Source organism: Oenococcus oeni DSM 20252 = AWRIB129, from assembly GCF_000372485.1.
GTDB classification, from domain to species: Bacteria; Bacillota; Bacilli; order Lactobacillales; family Lactobacillaceae; genus Oenococcus; species Oenococcus oeni.
On the sequence record NZ_AQVA01000004.1, the window covers coordinates 54,754 to 71,203 of the forward strand.

Annotated in this window: 13 protein-coding genes and 2 pseudogenes; 12 read left to right on the plus strand and 3 right to left on the minus strand. The window is 37.7% G+C overall.

From position 1 onward, the window contains the following. Positions 1 to 46: 46 nt before the first annotated feature. Complete coding sequence (locus A3G9_RS0103820; protein WP_002821246.1) at positions 47 to 1,252, plus strand: MFS transporter; 1,206 nt, start codon at positions 47 to 49, stop codon at positions 1,250 to 1,252. 54 nt (positions 1,253 to 1,306) lie between these two features. Here A3G9_RS0103820 and A3G9_RS0103825 read toward each other — a convergent pair whose 3' ends face one another. Then, the gene (locus A3G9_RS0103825) at positions 1,307 to 2,719 is read right to left on the minus strand and encodes a hemolysin family protein (protein ID WP_018025238.1); all 1,413 of its coding nucleotides are present in this window, start codon (positions 2,717 to 2,719) and stop codon (positions 1,307 to 1,309) included. A 73-nt stretch (positions 2,720 to 2,792) separates the two neighbouring features. After that, positions 2,793 to 3,260 carry a class Ib ribonucleoside-diphosphate reductase assembly flavoprotein NrdI gene (locus A3G9_RS0103830; protein WP_002816666.1) on the minus strand — a complete coding sequence of 156 codons (468 nt, stop codon included), beginning with the start codon at positions 3,258 to 3,260 and terminating at the stop codon, positions 2,793 to 2,795. Between the two features lie 343 nt (positions 3,261 to 3,603). On the opposite strand from A3G9_RS0103830, the gene nrdH reads away from it, so the two are divergent. The 6 genes from nrdH to A3G9_RS0103860 all read left to right on the plus strand — a co-directional run bounded on the left by nrdH (position 3,604) and on the right by A3G9_RS0103860 (position 10,294). Beyond that, positions 3,604 to 3,849: a glutaredoxin-like protein NrdH gene (nrdH, locus tag A3G9_RS0103835; protein ID WP_002818049.1), complete on the plus strand. Its 246-nt coding sequence runs from the start codon at positions 3,604 to 3,606 to the stop codon at positions 3,847 to 3,849. 72 nt (positions 3,850 to 3,921) lie between these two features. Beyond that, positions 3,922 to 6,093 carry a class 1b ribonucleoside-diphosphate reductase subunit alpha gene (gene nrdE / locus A3G9_RS0103840; protein WP_002818052.1) on the plus strand — a complete coding sequence of 724 codons (2,172 nt, stop codon included), beginning with the start codon at positions 3,922 to 3,924 and terminating at the stop codon, positions 6,091 to 6,093. Between the two features lie 27 nt (positions 6,094 to 6,120). Beyond that, positions 6,121 to 7,134, plus strand: coding sequence for a class 1b ribonucleoside-diphosphate reductase subunit beta (gene nrdF / locus A3G9_RS0103845; protein ID WP_002818053.1), 1,014 nt, complete (start codon positions 6,121 to 6,123; stop codon positions 7,132 to 7,134). Positions 7,135 to 7,490: 356 nt separating this feature from the next. Continuing rightward, positions 7,491 to 8,186 (plus strand): response regulator transcription factor, encoded by a 696-nt coding sequence (locus tag A3G9_RS0103850; RefSeq protein WP_002821248.1) that lies wholly within the window; start codon positions 7,491 to 7,493, stop codon positions 8,184 to 8,186. Continuing rightward, a complete protein-coding gene (locus A3G9_RS0103855; protein ID WP_002818057.1) occupies positions 8,173 to 9,549 on the plus strand; it encodes a sensor histidine kinase in 1,377 nt (458 codons plus the stop codon). Before A3G9_RS0103850 ends, A3G9_RS0103855 begins: the two co-directional genes overlap by 14 nt. Positions 9,550 to 9,598: 49 nt before the next feature. Continuing rightward, positions 9,599 to 10,294 (plus strand): peptidoglycan recognition protein family protein, encoded by a 696-nt coding sequence (locus A3G9_RS0103860; RefSeq protein ID WP_002816672.1) that lies wholly within the window; start codon positions 9,599 to 9,601, stop codon positions 10,292 to 10,294. 33 nt (positions 10,295 to 10,327) lie between these two features. Here A3G9_RS0103860 and A3G9_RS0103865 read toward each other — a convergent pair whose 3' ends face one another. Continuing rightward, on the minus strand, positions 10,328 to 10,990 hold the full coding sequence (locus A3G9_RS0103865) for a phosphatase PAP2 family protein (protein ID WP_002818058.1): 663 nt from the start codon (positions 10,988 to 10,990) through the stop codon (positions 10,328 to 10,330). A 266-nt stretch (positions 10,991 to 11,256) separates the two neighbouring features. Here A3G9_RS0103865 and rbsR point away from each other — a divergent pair, with 266 nt between their 5' ends. From rbsR to aroC, 5 genes and pseudogenes are all read left to right on the plus strand, one after another. Further along, positions 11,257 to 12,264 carry a ribose utilization transcriptional repressor RbsR gene (gene rbsR, locus A3G9_RS0103870; RefSeq protein ID WP_002818059.1) on the plus strand — a complete coding sequence of 336 codons (1,008 nt, stop codon included), beginning with the start codon at positions 11,257 to 11,259 and terminating at the stop codon, positions 12,262 to 12,264. Positions 12,265 to 12,400: 136 nt separating this feature from the next. Further along, positions 12,401 to 13,341 (plus strand): annotated as a pseudogene (gene rbsK, locus A3G9_RS01000000109490) (ribokinase). Positions 13,342 to 13,793: 452 nt separating this feature from the next. Beyond that, positions 13,794 to 15,011 carry an MFS transporter gene (locus A3G9_RS0103880; RefSeq protein WP_002820705.1) on the plus strand — a complete coding sequence of 406 codons (1,218 nt, stop codon included), beginning with the start codon at positions 13,794 to 13,796 and terminating at the stop codon, positions 15,009 to 15,011. Further along, entirely contained in the window at positions 14,998 to 15,282 is a 285-nt protein-coding gene (locus A3G9_RS0103885) for a chorismate mutase (protein ID WP_002817406.1), read from the plus strand. The genes A3G9_RS0103880 and A3G9_RS0103885 overlap by 14 nt, the downstream gene beginning before the upstream one ends. 1 nt (position 15,283) lies before the next feature. Then, positions 15,284 to 16,450: pseudogene (aroC, locus tag A3G9_RS0103890) on the plus strand (chorismate synthase).

Consider the following 16,450-nt stretch of genomic DNA (forward strand, 5'->3'; position numbering starts at 1 on the left):
TAACCTAAGAATTTATTCGATTTTGTGAAAATGTTATATTTTATATATGGATACACCAGTAGAAGATAAAAAGCCTGTTCGAAGACCGCCTTTTTTTCCTAAACCAAAAAAATTAAAAGCTTTTTATATTTATCTCGAATATTTGATCGGTAACGCAGCCTCTGCAATGACTTGGCCGGTCACTTCTTTATATCTGCATAATTATCTTCATCAATCTTTTTTTGTGACGGGGATTGTTTTAATGTTCGGTTCGATTGTGTCGATGGTCGCATCTTGGGCAGCCGGTTTGATGTTTGATCATTGGCGACCATATCATAGCTTTCTGATTTCTTTATTTTTGGCTTTATTCGGATCGTTGATGATGTTTTTCTTCCATGATTGGCCGGTTTACGCAATTTGGCTAATGCTTTTAAATTTTGGCATTGGGATGTTTCAAACTTTGATCAACTCTTACGGCAGCCATATTGCTGCTGCCAGTCCAAAAAAATTCTTCTCGAATATGGCGATTATATTAAATATCGGCACAGTTATCGGGACTTTTTTTGGTACCTGGATCTTTGATAAATTGAATATTCAGGGAATGATGTTTCTTGGAATCATTTTTTATTTGCTGATGTTGGTAATTGCGATTATCTTTTTTTGTATCAAGATCCGCCCAATTGCTGAAATACCAAAGAATAAGCGGGAACTGCATTTACATTATTCACATTTGCTGTTGGCAATTGGCGCTTTGACAATGATGACCTATTTAACCTACCAATTTTGGGAAACAGTTATGAGCCCTCATATGGTAAGTCTTGGAATGACAATTGAACAATATGGTTATTTATGGACGATTAACGGGATTGTTATTATTGTTTTTCAAAACTGGGTGACAAAAGTGACTAGCAATTGGTCTTTAAGAAAATCAGTTTCTATCGGTACGATGATCTTTGCAATTACCTTTCCACCGCTTATTTGGGCTGACAAATTTTGGGAAATGGTTATTATTACGATCGTTCTTGTCATTGGTGAGATGCTTTTTTCACCGGGAACGACAACTTGGGTTTCCCAAATCGTTCCGGAGCAGTTTCAAGGACAGGGAATGGCATTTGTAAGCGCGGCAATTAGCCTCGGCAGATCGATTGGACCTTTATATGCGGGGATTTTTATGGATCGTGGTTGGATCTTTGCTCTATTTATGAGCAGTTTTGTCGCCCTGGTTCTTTTGGATGGCCTGGTATTTCTTTTGGGCAAAAAACAGGCGATCTGAAAATTATATAAAAAAGCATCCTAGATTATTAGGGTGCTTTTTAATTGAAAAAAATTATTCTTCATCATTATTTTTTTCTTCAGAATCTTCATCGCTTTTATGCTCTTTATCTTCATCACTTTTATGTTCTTTTTCTGTTTTCTTAACCGTGAAAAATTTGATGTAGGCATCTTCATAATCATTAGCGGTTATTTCGAATTTGTAATCGTCGTTTTCAATTGCAACTGTGTCGCCCTTTCTCATTTCGGGATAATTATTCTGGATAAAACCAGCTAAAGTAACGGCATCATCTTCATCGAATTGGGAAATTTTAGTATTGAAGAAATCTTCCAAATCATATAGCGAAATCTTTCCAACAATCTGATAAGTATCATCACCAAGTTTCTTGATCATCTCATCGTCTTCGTCGTCTTGCTCATCCCTTAGATTTCCGAACAATTCTTCATAAACATCTTTATCTGTAATTATTCCCGATGTGCCTCCATATTCGTCAATTACAATCGCCATCGGAACACGATGGGCGCTCATTTCTTCCATTACGTCCGGAACCTTCATATTTTCCGGAACAGAGACGATATCTCTCATAATTGTTGAAATTTTTGCCTTATCATCGATTCTTGCTTGACGAACAATGTCGTAGTTGTAGGCATAACCGATTATTTTATCTTTATCGTTATCGGCAGTAACGGGAAAACGTGAATATTGTTCTTCCAAATAAAGCAGGAGGGCATCAGCAATTGTCTCGTCAACATCGACAACACTCATCGATGTGCGATCGACCATGACATCGCTTGCAACTTTATCGTTCATTTCAAAAGCCCGCTGCATAAAATTGGCATCTTCTTCATCGACTTCCGAATCTATCGCTTGAGCAGAAATCTTTGTTAGGCTGATAATCTCGTTTGGCGAGTATATATCTTCGTCGGTGGCTGTTTTAAATCCGAGTAAATTCGATATGGCGGCGGCTGTGCGGTCAAATAACCAAATCAAGGGGAAGAAAAGGACATGAAAAAAACTTACGGGACGGGCAATATTCAAAAGCACTTTTACCGGCTCGTCGATGGCAATATTTTTTGGTACCAAATCTGTGAAGACAGCATGAACAAAAGTGAAGACAAGGATACCAACAATCGAAGCGACAACATCCTCTGTCTGCCCGCCAAGAAATGAAAAAATTCCTGAATTCTCTAAAAATTTAGAAGCAGAATCTTCACCTAACCAACCAATAATCAGCGAAGTTAAGGTAATTCCTGTCTGAGCGGTTGAAAGATATTCATTGAGGTGCTTAGTCATATGCAGGGCTAAATCAACTTTTTTGCTTGGTTTTTTTTGATCTTTTTGAATTGCTCTTAGGGCAGATTGACGTGAACGAATTAACGAATATTCTGTCAAAGTGAACATAACGGCTAGTAAAAGGGAAATTAATAAAACAATTACTGAAACTAGTATTGAGGGGTCGGAGTCCATTATTGGTGTTTGATATCTACTTTCTTAAATAATCTAAACGCCATTATATCAAGCTTTCAGTATAGATATCAAATCATTTATAATCTTTAGGTAAGTTATCAACTATTTTCTCATAAAAATTTTCGATATCTTTTTGAATTCCGGACAATTCATAAGTATAAAGGAGTGGTTTATTGTATTTTGAAGCGTATCTTTTTGCCGTTAAAACAAATTGCACGTTGAAATTACGATTCCCGGAACCAAAAATTCCAATCAGCTTTTTGAAGTTGTCATGGTAGTCCAAATAATCGCCAAGGGCGTTTGTGAAAATTTCATGAATTTCCGGGCCGATTCCGGTACCTCCCTCTAAATAAGTTGGAACATTTATAAAGAACGGCTTTTCTTCTTCGACCAAATCGGTTGAATCACTAACTTCAACAGCTTCAATTTCAATATTGTTCGTGTTTTGTTCTTTTTTTTGTTTTGAATATTTTTCGACTCTCTCCATGAAATTACGTGAATTTCCTTCGATTGAAATATATAAAACACGAACTTTTTTCATGAAAGATACCTCATTTTAAGGAAATAACGTTCTGTGGTTTTTGAATAAATCCTAAAAGCGTTCATTTCCTAACTTTATTCTTTCTTAATATTTATATTGGTCTGGAAACGCCGATTTAAAGGCGTTTGCACGCTATCTAGCTTGCAACATTTTTATATTTTTTGCAAGTTGGTAAAGATAACAAATTGTAATATTTCTTCTCGATCCGCGCCCCTTCTGGATTTCACAAGCAAACAATCGCCTACTTACAAAAAATACCCCTTGTAAGTTTATTTGAAGGCGTTTATATTAATAACATCAAAGAAAAAAAGGTCACTAAAATACAAACATTAAAGGAGGAATGATGGCTGATATTACGGTTTATACAAAAAATAATTGCGTGCAATGCAAAATGACCAAAAAATTTCTTACGTCAATGAACATTGATTTTAAAGAGATTAATATTGACGAACATCCAGAACTGATCGCTCAATTGAAAGCTGAAGGTCATCGCCAGACGCCTGTTGTTAAGATTTCTGGTTTTGATAGTTTTTCCGGATTTCGTCCCGATGCTTTAAAAAAAGTGGTTGCTGCCAAAGCTGCTGCCTAAAACAATATTCGTGGAAATTTGGCACCGGATTTTATTCTGGTGCTTTTTAATCAAATCAATTAGGAGTTTGCAATGCCGTTAAAAGAGATCGATCTCGAAAAAGTTCATTATTATGATCTAAACAATGAAGTTAATATTCCAAAACAAAATACGATTCAGGTTGAAAAGGACAAAGAGGCCCGCGACGCATTTTTAAAAGAAAATGTTGAACCGAACCGTTTGCGTTTTTCTTCTTTGAAAGAGCGTTTTGATTGGTTGGTTAAGAATAATTTTGTTGAGAGCCAACTGGTCAAGAAATATGATTTTACTTTTATTGAAAAACTATATGATTTTTTGGATGCAGTTCATTTCCAATTCCAAAGTTTTATGGCGGCCTATAAGTTTTATACTCAATATGCGATTAAGACTGACGACGGAAATTACTATGTCGAATCCTACGAAGATCGGATCACTGTAAATGCTTTATATTATGCAGACGGCGATCAGAAATTGGCAATGAGAATTGCCGACGAAATGATTCACCAACGTTTTCAACCGGCTACGCCGAGTTTTTTAAACGCCGGCAGAGCTCGTCGTGGTGAATTGGTAAGTTGTTTCGTGTTACAGACGACCGATGATATGAATTCAATTGGAAGAGTGATTAATTCGGCGATGCAGTTGTCTAAAATTGGCGGTGGTGTTGGAATTAATCTTTCCAATGTCCGTGAAGCCGGTGCTTCGGTTATGGGCTTGGCCAATATGGCCGGCGGTGTTGTTCCGATTATGAAGTTAATGGAGGATGCCTTTACATACAGCAGCCAAGCAGGAGCTCGGCAGGGTGCTGGTGTTGCTTATTTGTCGGTATTCCACCCCGATGTAATGAGTTTTCTTTCCACTAAAAAAGAAAACGCCGACGAGAAGATTCGTGTTAAAACTCTTTCTCTTGGCCTAACTGTGCCTGATAAATTTTACGAGTTGACTGAAAAAGGCAAACAAATGGCTCTTTTTTCACCAGCTGATGTTGAGAAAGTTTATGGCGTTCCCTTTAATTATGTTGATTTAACAAAAGAATACGACAATATGGTCGCTAATGACGAAATTAAAAAGCAGTGGGTTGACGCTCGGAATTTGGAAATGGAAATTTCAAAACTTCAACAGGAATCGGGCTATCCATTTGTGATTAATCTGGATATTGTTAACCGTGCCAATCCGGTTTACGGTAAAGTCGTTACTTCCAATCTGTGTTCTGAGATTTTGCAAACCCAGACGATTTCACGAATCAATAATGAACAGGAATATACTCAATTGGGAGCAGATATATCTTGTAATCTAGGTTCGATTAATATCGATAATATGATGCATACAGCCGATTTCGGAAAATCGGTTGAGACAATGACCCGGGCACTGACTTTTGTTTCCGAAAGCTCGGATATTTCGGTTGTCCCTTCTGTTCAAAACGGCAATCGTCAAAAACATGCTATTGGTCTCGGTGCTATGGGATTAGCGGCCTTCCTGGCTAAGAACAAAATTTACTATGGTGATGAGGTAGCTCTTGATTTTGTTAATACTTTCTTTTTGATGACTAACTACTACACCTTGCTTGCTTCTAATCAAATAGCCAAGGAACGGGGAGAATCTTTCTTCGAGTTTGAAAAGTCGGATTACGCCAACGGCAAATACTTTGATAAATACTTGGTCAAAGATTGGGGACCAAAAACCGATAAAGTCAAGAAACTTTTTTCTGATTATCACGTGCCGACGATTGAAGACTGGCAGCGTTTGAAAGAAATGGTCGCAAAATATGGCTTGTATAACGCTTATCGACAGGCGGTTGCCCCAACTGGGTCGATCTCTTATGTAAACGATACGACAGCCAGTTTACAGCCGATTGTTTCTCGCGTGGAAGCCCGAGCTGAGGGGATGACCGGTCGCGTTTTCTATCCTGCCAACGGCTTGAGTAACGAGACTCTACCATACTATGTTTCGGCCTATGATCTCGACCAAAGAAAAGTTATCGATACTTATGCAGCTGCCCAAGAACACGTCGATCAAGGTTTGGCAATGACTTTATTTATGCGTTCAACGATTCCTGAAGGAATTTATGATTGGAAAGATGGCGATACAGATAAAATGACTACGCGAGACCTGACGATTCTTCGCCATTATGCCTATCATCAGGGCATTAAATCGATTTATTATATTAGAACGTTTACAGATGATAATACCGAACAAGGTGTCAATGAATGTGAGTCCTGCTCAATTTGATGGAGTATAAAACAAAAGAGGGTAATAATGGCAGATAAGAAAAATCAATTTACACATTATGATGCGATCAATTGGAACAAAGTCATCGATCCAATTGATAAAGCAACTTGGGAAAAATTAACCGAACAGTTTTGGCTTGACACACGAATTCCGATTTCAAACGACATGAAAGATTGGCGTTCTTTGGGACCGGTCGAACATAAACTTTACGACCATGTTTTTGGTGGTTTGACAATGTTGGATACCCTGCAAAGCCAGGATGGGATGGCCAGCTTGTTGGATGCAGCCGTTACACCCCATGAACGGGCTGTTTTAAATAACATTAAGTTCATGGAATCGGTTCATGCAAAAAGTTACTCAAGTATCTTTGAAACATTGGACACACCTGCTGAGATTGATGAGATTTTTGATTGGGCCTCAAAGAATGAGCAATTGCAATATAAGGCCAATAAAATTAATTCTGTTTATCATGATCCAGACCCGCTCAAAAGGAAGATCGCTTCTGTTTTCCTTGAAACTTTCTTGTTTTATTCAGGTTTTTATACTCCTCTTTATTTTGTTGGACATAATAAAATGGCAAATGTCGCTGAAATTATCAAACTAATCATTCGTGACGAATCAGTCCACGGAACCTACATCGGTTATAAATTTCAACTTGCCTACAAAGAACTAACCGAGCAGGAGCAAAAGGATTTGAATTCCTGGGCCTATGATCTGCTTTACGATCTTTACGACAACGAGGAAAAATATACTCACCAGCTTTACGACGAAATTGATTGGTTCGACGATGTAATGATTTTTCTTCGCTACAATGGCAACAAGGCTTTAATGAATTTGGGGCTTGAACCGATGTTTGCCGATGGCGCAGAAGATGTTAATCCGGTTGTGATGAACGGCATTTCGACTTCGACTGCAAATCATGACTTCTTTAGTCAGGTTGGAAACGGATATCGTCTGGGCCAAGTCGAAAATCTAAGTCCTGATGATTACAACGTTGGGAAGTCCACGCAAGCAGGTTTGGATTCGAGCAAAGAAGAATAAAAAGAAGGTCTAGTCCTTCTTTTTTTATTCAAATGATTCAGTTTTATAATGAAATCAACCTCTTTCTTTTTCTTTTTATACATAAATTAACTTTATCTTCGTTTTATCTCTCTTTTATTTTCTTTTAATCTGTCAATTGAATAATTAAAACTGTTCCAAAGGACAAGTTGTTAAAAACAAATCCCGACGAACAACTCTCCAATAATAAAATATCCCTTCCAAATAAATTAAAAACTCTCTTCATAATAATTAATCCCAAAAAACGCCACCCCAAAGGCGTTTTTATTTGCTCTGCGTGTAGAATAAAGACAGAATTAATCTTGGTTTAATTAGAGAAAGGCAGAATTCTACATATTATGGCAAATAGTTCGGTAAAAATTCTATTGATTGAAGATGACAAAATTTTAAACGATGATATCACAGCGATGCTTTCGGAAATTGCGGAGGTCAAACAGGTCTTTAACGGCTCTGATGGCGAATATGAAGCAGTAGAAGCCCCTTATGATTTAATAGTCTCTGATTTAATGCTTCCTGAAATGAATGGCTTGGACATTATTAAAGAAATGCGCGACGCTCATATTGAAACTCCGGTTTTGATTTTGACTGCCAAGGATTCGGTTGATGACAAGGTTAAAGGCTTTGAGGTGGGAGCCGATGATTATCTAACTAAGCCTTTTCATCGAGAAGAGTTATTGGCTCGAGTAGAAGCCCTGTTGCGTCGCGCCGGTATTGATACCGAAGAAAAAGAAATTAATATCGGAAATTTAAAAATTCATCTTTCAAATCGAACCGTCACTGTTGGAAACCAAAATGTCCAATTAGTCGGCAAGGAGTATGATATTTTGGTTTATCTTGCTAAAAATAAGAACATTATTATTACCAAAGACCAGATTTTCGATCGTGTATGGGGCCTTGATTCCGATACGACGACTAGTGTTGTTAATATTTATCTAAATAATCTTCGACGTAAATTGGAGTCGGTTGGTAAAAATGATTTAATCAAGACCTTAAGAAACGTTGGTTTCATTCTCGAATCTGATGAGCAAAACTAAAATTAATTCTAAACAATATATAAAATTATTTCTGTTGGAAGCGATTGGGTTTCTGATGATTTTTTCTTTTGTTGGCAGTTACATTTATTTCACTTATACTCGGACCGTTCAACGCAATGCCGATCAAATTTTGAATTCAATGGTATTACGAATTCAAAAAAGCTTTAGAAGCGGTTCAAAACAATTGATGATTCCCGGTCTCGTTGGACAGGGGCAGGGGTCGACAACTGTTGGAGGAACGCCAAGCGCCAGTTCCCCACAAGAAGGTAGTTTGCTCAAGTCGAATGTTTCCGGACAGGACACGATTTATTACAGTAAGAGTGGAAAAATCGTTAATTCTTATTCACTCGGTTTACGAATTTGGACCTACGAAAATCTTTATAAGAAAATTTCCGGAGAATTGAACAACATCCAAACTATTAAATTATCCGGTTCATATTTTAGAGTTCGCCTTATCAAATTAAAGAAGCCGATTTTTCTGATTTATGGAGCCAATACGATCCTTGGGACGGCCAAATATGCAGCGGTTGTTTATAATTTCGATACAGAACGATCCAACATGGATTCATTTCGCTCGGTCCTATTTTGGACTTTGATGTTTGCCGGAATGTTTTCGCTGGTTGTGAGTTGGCTGGTTACTCTTCGAGTTATGCGACCGATCCTTCAGTCTTGGAAACAACAACAGGAATTTGTTAATAATGCCGCTCATGAGTTAAGAACCCCGTTGACGATTATTCAAAATAAAATGGAGGGGTTGCTTAGAAAACCAACTTCATCTGTTGCGGATGTATCTGAAAATATTGTAGTTTCACTTTCCGAGGTCCGGCGTTTGAATCAATTGACCTCCGATATGCTGACCTTGGCGAGGACCGGATCGAATATGACGCAACTTGATCCAAAAATGGTTGATATTGAGAACTTCATCAAAGAAGTTATCGAACCATATTCCGAGATTGCTGCATCCAAAAAAAGGAAATTTGCTGAAGAAATCGATATAAAAGGCAAAATGGTTATTGATACCCGACGAGTTCATCAATTGATCGTTATTTTGCTTGATAACGCATTGAAATATACAGAGGCAAAAGATTTAATCAAAATTAAGGCTCGCAGAGAAAAAAACAATCTTGTTATTGAAGTGGCCGATAACGGCCGGGGAATTTCTGCTGAAGCAAAAAAACATGTTTTCGATCGTTTTTATCGGGAAGAAAAATCCGGAAACCGCAGTACTGGTGGAACCGGTCTGGGTTTGTCGATTGCTAAATGGATTGTTAACGCCTTTCAGGGCAAAATATCGGTTTCCGATAATTCTCCAAAGGGAACAATTTTCAAGGTTGTATTACCACAATTGAAGTTAAACAAATAAAGCTTCAAATCTTTTAAAAAAATCCGTATCAATAATTAGGAGGATTTTTATGAAGGGAATGAAGTTTTTATTTTGTTTATTAACTGCGATTTTGGCTACTTTTTTCTTTATTAACGGTAAAGCCAAGGCCGACACACCGAATAATTCAGTACTTAGGTATATTCGGGATGGTGTTAAAAATAAGGGCTGGAAACCAGCAGCCGAACAAAATTGGTTGAGCAAAAGTACAATGCTGCCGAAAAATAATTATCGTTACGGCAAGGCTCGTCCGGAAGGAATTGTAATTCATGAGACCGCCAATCCAAGGTCGACGATCACCAGTGAAATTACATATATGTACAAAAATTGGCGGACAGCTTTTGTCCATAATTTTGTAGACGGAAACAGTTTAATCGGTGTTGCCGATACAGATTATCAATGTTGGGGAGCTGGAGCGATCGCCAATCCACGTTTTATTCAAATTGAGCAGGTAGAAGTTCATTCAAAAGACGAATTTGCCCGCGAACAATTGAATGCTGCTAAATTCGCAGCCGATCAGCTGAATCATTATCATCTGGGAGCCGCCAGCCAGCGTAAAACTATCTGGACGCATGATGATGTCAGTAAGTATTTGGGCGGAAGCAACCATACCGACCCGATCAATTACTGGAATAATTCAGCAAAAGATTGGTTTTCCGGGATTTATACAATTAATGATTTTATTTGGCTTGTTAATCAAATTAAGAATAATACTCTTACGAAATAAAAAAGGAAATATCTTTGTTTGACATTTCCTTTTTTATACTGCGTCATATTTTAATGCCGGAATTTTATCGTGTAAAGTTCTGGCATATTTTTCATAAAGCCAAACCCAAAGAGTTACCCAAACAATTCCCAATGTTGCACCGGCAATTACGTCGCTCAAATAATGATCTTGGAGATAAATAACTGCTTCTAATAGCAATAAACCAAATGTTGCTGTTCCCCAACCAAACCAAATTTGCAGCCGACTGGAAGAAAGATTTGGCAAAATCAGCACGAAAATAATTGTAATTACAATAAAGGTCGTTAGTGCATGATTTGAAGGAAAAGCGTATCCGGAGGCCAAATGTCCGGTTGGCCGAGCACGACCAACCGCAACTTTTAAGATCTCGCCAATTGCTAATCCACTAATATAAGTGGCAAGGACCCAAATTGCCGGAATGCGTAAATTAGAAAAATAAAGTAAGCCGGCAATCACGACTGCATAAATGAAGGTCGCTAAAGGTGAACCAAGCGCTGACACGATTGTCATAATTGTGTCTCCAAGAGAAAAACTGTTATTTCCCAAGGAGGCTGTTAACCATTTATCAATGCCGATAACAATTCCAAGTTTAATACCCACTGAAATCAGCAGCAAAAGGAAAATTACGGCCGCAATGATTCCGGTCTTTTTCAAATATCTTGGCATCCTAACAATCATTTCAACCTCTTAATAAAACCTTAATTAAATTCTATTATAACGGAAAGGCTATTAATTGTATTCCTGGCGCTCTAATCTGGCTATTGTTAATTCTGTTTTTTTGCTAATTTTTCCTCTGTTTTCAAAAACAAAAAACTATTGATTAAAAACAGACTTAATAAATACCGAAATTGAAAGATATTAGTCAACGCTCATCCTGGGTAATTTCTAAATAAAATTTGTTGTAAACGTTTTAAGAAAATAATATTTTTCCTTATACTTGCTTTATGAACAAGAAAGTGACAATCAAAGAGCTTGCCGAAAAAACCGGTTTATCGACAACCACCGTCAGTCAAATCCTAAATGGCAAGGGATCTCGTTTTTCGGAAAAAAACATCAAAAAAGTTTTGGCTTTTCGTGATCAACTGCATTATGTTCCCAATTCTGCGGCGAGAAATCTTAGCAATAAAACCGATAAAACAATTGGAGTTTTGGTTCCGACAATTTCTAACCCTTTTTTTAGCGAATTTCTGCAGTTAATTGAAAATTACTCTGACTCAAAAACTCATGTCATTATGATTGGTCTTGATGGGGACCGCAGTCAACTCTATTCGGCAATCGAAGGTTTGATCGCTCAAGGGGTCGATGGTTTGATTGTGGCTGTTGCAGTCGAGGAAAGCTCCAAGGTCAACGACCTTTTAAGGGAAAACTGGATTCCTTATATCGTTTTGGATCAAAACAGCACCAAAGACTCCGATTTTATTGCAACTGACGACTTTCATGGCGGGCAATTGGTTGCACAGTATTTGTGCAAACTCGGCCATCGCAGATTTAGTGTTGTTGTTCCCGACAAAGAATCAATGACTTATAATATAAATCTTCGTTTGAATGGATTTGTTGAAAAATGTCGGGATTTAGGAATTGTCACAGATGATATTCAAATTCTCGAAGCCAAATTCAGTAAACACGGCGGCCAAAAAACCGTCCCGGATATTGTTTCTTTTAAGCCAACGGCTATTTTTACGTTAAGTGATGAATTAGCAATCGGAGTACTTGGCGGAATCTATGACCAGGATCTGGAAGTTCCGGGGAATTATTCTTTGGTCGGTTACGATGATACCGATTATGCAGAATTTATGAATCCAAAATTAACAACAGTCAGACAGCCAATTTCTTTGTTGGCCAAATATGCTTTGGAAATGTTGGAAAACAGGATTTCCGATTCGAAACTGAAACAGCAGGTCAGAGCTGTCGATGTCGAGTTGGTCATTCGCAACTCGACGAAGGAAATTTAATTTTATCAGCATCTTTTAAGGGCTGTTGATAAAATTTATTATACTTAAATTATATTTATCCATAAGTCGTTTTGACGATATTATTTTTATCTACATAATTTAAAGCGAGATTGTTTTCACAGACGATCCTACTTTGTTGGAGGAAAGAGTCATCAAAAAAGAAGCCAAAAAAATTGTTGTCCTTGGGTCCTTAAATGTCGACACAATTCAACATTTAAATAAGTTACCAGAAAGAGGCGAGACGATTCACCTGAACGGATTGACAAGCGCCCCAGGAGGTAAGGGAGCAAATCAAGCAGTCGCTGCAGCCAGGCAGGGAGCTGATGTTAGCTTTATCGGTGCCGTTGGCAATGATGCTAATGGCCGTTTTATGAAACAAACCCTGTCTGATAATAAAATCGATGTATCACACATAGTTACAAAAAAGTCCCAACCGGTTCGGCCTATATTATGCTCGAAGCCGATGGGAATAATACGATTCTTGTTTATGGTGGGGCAAACATGCAGGTTAGTGTCGAAGATGTTCGGGCTGCAAGCAGTTTGATTGAATCGGCGGATGCTATTATTACCCAATTTGAAACACCGGTCACTGCCGCCGTTGAAGCTTTTGAGATCGCTAAAAGGAAAGATGTTTTAACTATTTTAAATGCGGCGCCAGCTCAAAAGATCGATCCAAAATTATTAAGTATTTCTGATTTTGTCACACCAAATGAAAGTGAAGCACAGGTTTTGATTGATCAGAAGGTTCAATTTACAAAAGAATCTTTAAACAATGCAGCTCTTTCTTTTGAAAAACTTGGTGTTAAAAATACTTTGATTACACTTGGCGAACACGGATCTTTTTATAAGTTTGGTCAACAAGAAGGCATAATCCCAAGCTTTAAAGTGAAAGCTGTTGATACAACGGCCGCCGGCGATACTTTTATTGGATCTTTTACTGCTAACTTGAAACCGGATTTAAGCAATTTGACCGATGCGCTAACTTGGGCAACTCGCAGCTCCTCTCTAACGGTTCAAAAAGCTGGTGCTTTGCCGTCGATTCCGACTTTTGAAGAAGTAGAGACGGCAATGAGATAAGAAGGAGTTTTTGTCAGGATTCTTTAGATGGCTATCTTATGAACTAAAGTTTGTCCGTTCTGCCAATATAAAAAACTAGTGTTAATGCTTAACTCTTTTAATAAAAAAGTTGACTTTTGTTTACTGTCTTGTTTTAATATATACAACTTAATTCATTCGGAAAGGAATTTATTATGATCTTAAAATCATTCGTTGTTACATCATTTTATTATGACTATTTGTTTAGATAGTGTTCGCTCCAACTTTGGTGCGAACACTCTTGTTGCTCGCATCTAAAGTTGGTAGTCATGATATTTTTTTCAACCAGCTAGATGTTTGATTAATTCCAGTTGGTATGACGAAATTATTTTAGATATTGTAACAAATTTTTGATTTTAATTGTAAAACAGCTGGATTTTAAAAAATCTGGCTGTTTTTTGTTTACCAAATAAATTTAAAAAGGATTAAAATCAATGATTTCCAAATCGCTCAGAAGAAAAGTAATGTTTATTTTATACACGAATTATTTTGTGCATGGGTTGGGTTTACTGATACTTACCCAGAATATGTTTGCTTTTAGCAAGTCATGGAATACACCCTTATCGACAGTATCTTATACGATTTCTGCCGTAGGCATCGGCAGAATTTCAGCCTACTATATCTTGGGTTCTTTTTCTGACAGGATTGGCCGTAAGCCGGTCCTTTACGCCGGAATGTTATCTTATTTGTTATTTTTTATAATGACACCCTTCATCAAAGATTTTCACCTTGCCTATTTGCTGATTATTTTAGCCGGGGTCGCTAATTCGGCTTTGAATGCTTCCACATATCCGATTTTTTTGGAAATTGACAAAAAGAGCACCGCCCCAAGTATTTTGATTAAAGCGGTTATGTCAATGGGCGAATTTGTCCTTCCTATTTCTGTTGTATATGTTGAAAAACTGCAATTATGGTTTGGAATAAATTTTATGATCGCTGCAGCTATTCTGTTTATTAATTTCATCCTTTTGTTGCCAATTGAATTTTCCGACCAATCTTTTTCAAGTAAAGAAAACTTTCACCTGAAGTTAAATCAGATGAGCAATCGCCAATTTTTTCTGCTTTGTTCTCTAGCTCTTTATGGCTACAGTTCAATGGCGATCATGATTCACTTTACTCAATGGGTAAGTATTTTCGCCGGGAAAGAACTTGATATGACAAAAGTATCTTCCCACTTGTTGTTGTCGCTTTATAGTCTCGGTTCAATTGTTGGGGTCATTGCCATTTTTACCGTCGTCAAAAATGCTTTGATTAAAAATACCCACTTAATAGTTCTACTCAGTTTTTTTGCTTGCTTTTCTTTGATTTTAATTGCTTTTAACAGCAGTGATATTCTCGTGCATTTATCGGCTTTTGTTTTTGGTTTTACAGCAGCCGGAGGAGTTATGCAAGTTGCTCTGAATCTTTTGGTTAGTCTTTTTCCGGGGATGAAAGGCCGTGCGACTGCGATTTTTTTCACTCTCGGCAGCTTAGCGACTTTTTCGGTTCCTTTAGTAACTGGTATTTTATCGAGAATCAGCATTGTTCTCACGATGCGAAGTATTGTCGTGACGGCTTTATTGAATTTGATTATTTCTATTTTTATTAGTTTTGCTGCTTATACAAAAAAAGAAAACTCATTGAAACTGGAGACAAAATATGTTGAAAACTAATTTAAAAAAAGAGCGCCGACAGATTAATATAATTAATTTTTTTCTGATCAAACTGCTTCATCGACGTTTATTAATTGTGAAAAAAATTGGTCTCAAAAAACAAAAAACGGGCCAGGAAATTTTTGATAAAAACAGAGAAAAAGAAATCAAGAATCATTTGCTTAAGGAAATTCCCGATCAGGAGAACATTGAATATTATCAAGAAATTTTTGACATTATTCTAAAGAGTTCAAGAGAAGTACAAAAGAATTTGAAGAAAGGAAGAGCTTAATATGATTTATTTAACTGCCGGCGAATCCCATGGAAAAGAATTATCAGGGATTATCGAAGGGATTCCAGCCGGATTAAAATTATCGATTGAAGAAATCAATAGGAAGCTGCATATGCGTCAGCAAGGATACGGCCGAGGAAACCGCCAACGCATTGAAAAGGACGAAGCCGGTATTACCGCTGGTGTTCGTCACGGCCTGACATTAGGATCACCGATTTCTCTAACGATTAAAAACTACGATCACAATAATTGGCTAAAAATTATGGATCCATTCGGAGACGATGAAAGTGAGAGCTCTTCACGACAGGTTAAGTTTCCTCGTCCAGGTCATGCTGATTTGGTCGGTGGCATGAAATACCGTCACCGGGATTTAAGGAATGTATTGGAACGGTCTTCAGCTCGTGAAACAGCCATACGGGTGGCAATTGGGGCGATTTGTATTCAGCTTCTTGAACAGCTTGATATCCAAATTATTGGTTATGTCCGTCAGATTGGTCCAATTAATCTTGATAAGAAAAATTGCTTGGCTGCCAATGAAATAAATGAACTTGTCGTCAAAAACGATTTACAGGTAATCGATAGTGAAAATGTCGATGCTGTCCATAAATTAATCGATCAAACAAAAAAAGATGGCGGCACTCTTGGTGGGATTATCCGAGTGGTTGCCAATAATTTGCCTGCTGGCCTAGGAAGTTATACGAGCTGCAACGAGAAATTGGATGCAAAATTGGCCTCCGTGGTCATGGGTGTCAATGCATTCAAAGGCGTTGAAATCGGCGATGCTTTCGCTAATTCTTCTAAAACCGGCAAGGAAGTTATGGACCAAATCTTTTAGGATGAGAAACAAGGCTGGTATCGTAATAGCGATCACTTAGGCGGTTTTGAAGGAGGAATGACTAATGGAATGCCGCTTATCATCAACGCTGCAATGAAGCCGATTCCGACCCAGTATAAGCCTCTTCATAGCGTCGATATAGATAACAAAACCGAGAATCATGCCAATGTCGAACGCTCCGATGTAACCGCGATTACTGCGGCTTCGATCGTTATTGAGTCGGTCGTAGCGATCGAGTTAGCAAAAATAATTTTGGATACTTTTGACTCCTCCAGTTTTACTCGTTTGAAAGAGCAGCTTTATAGCTACCGCAAAGAAATTAAGGAATATTAA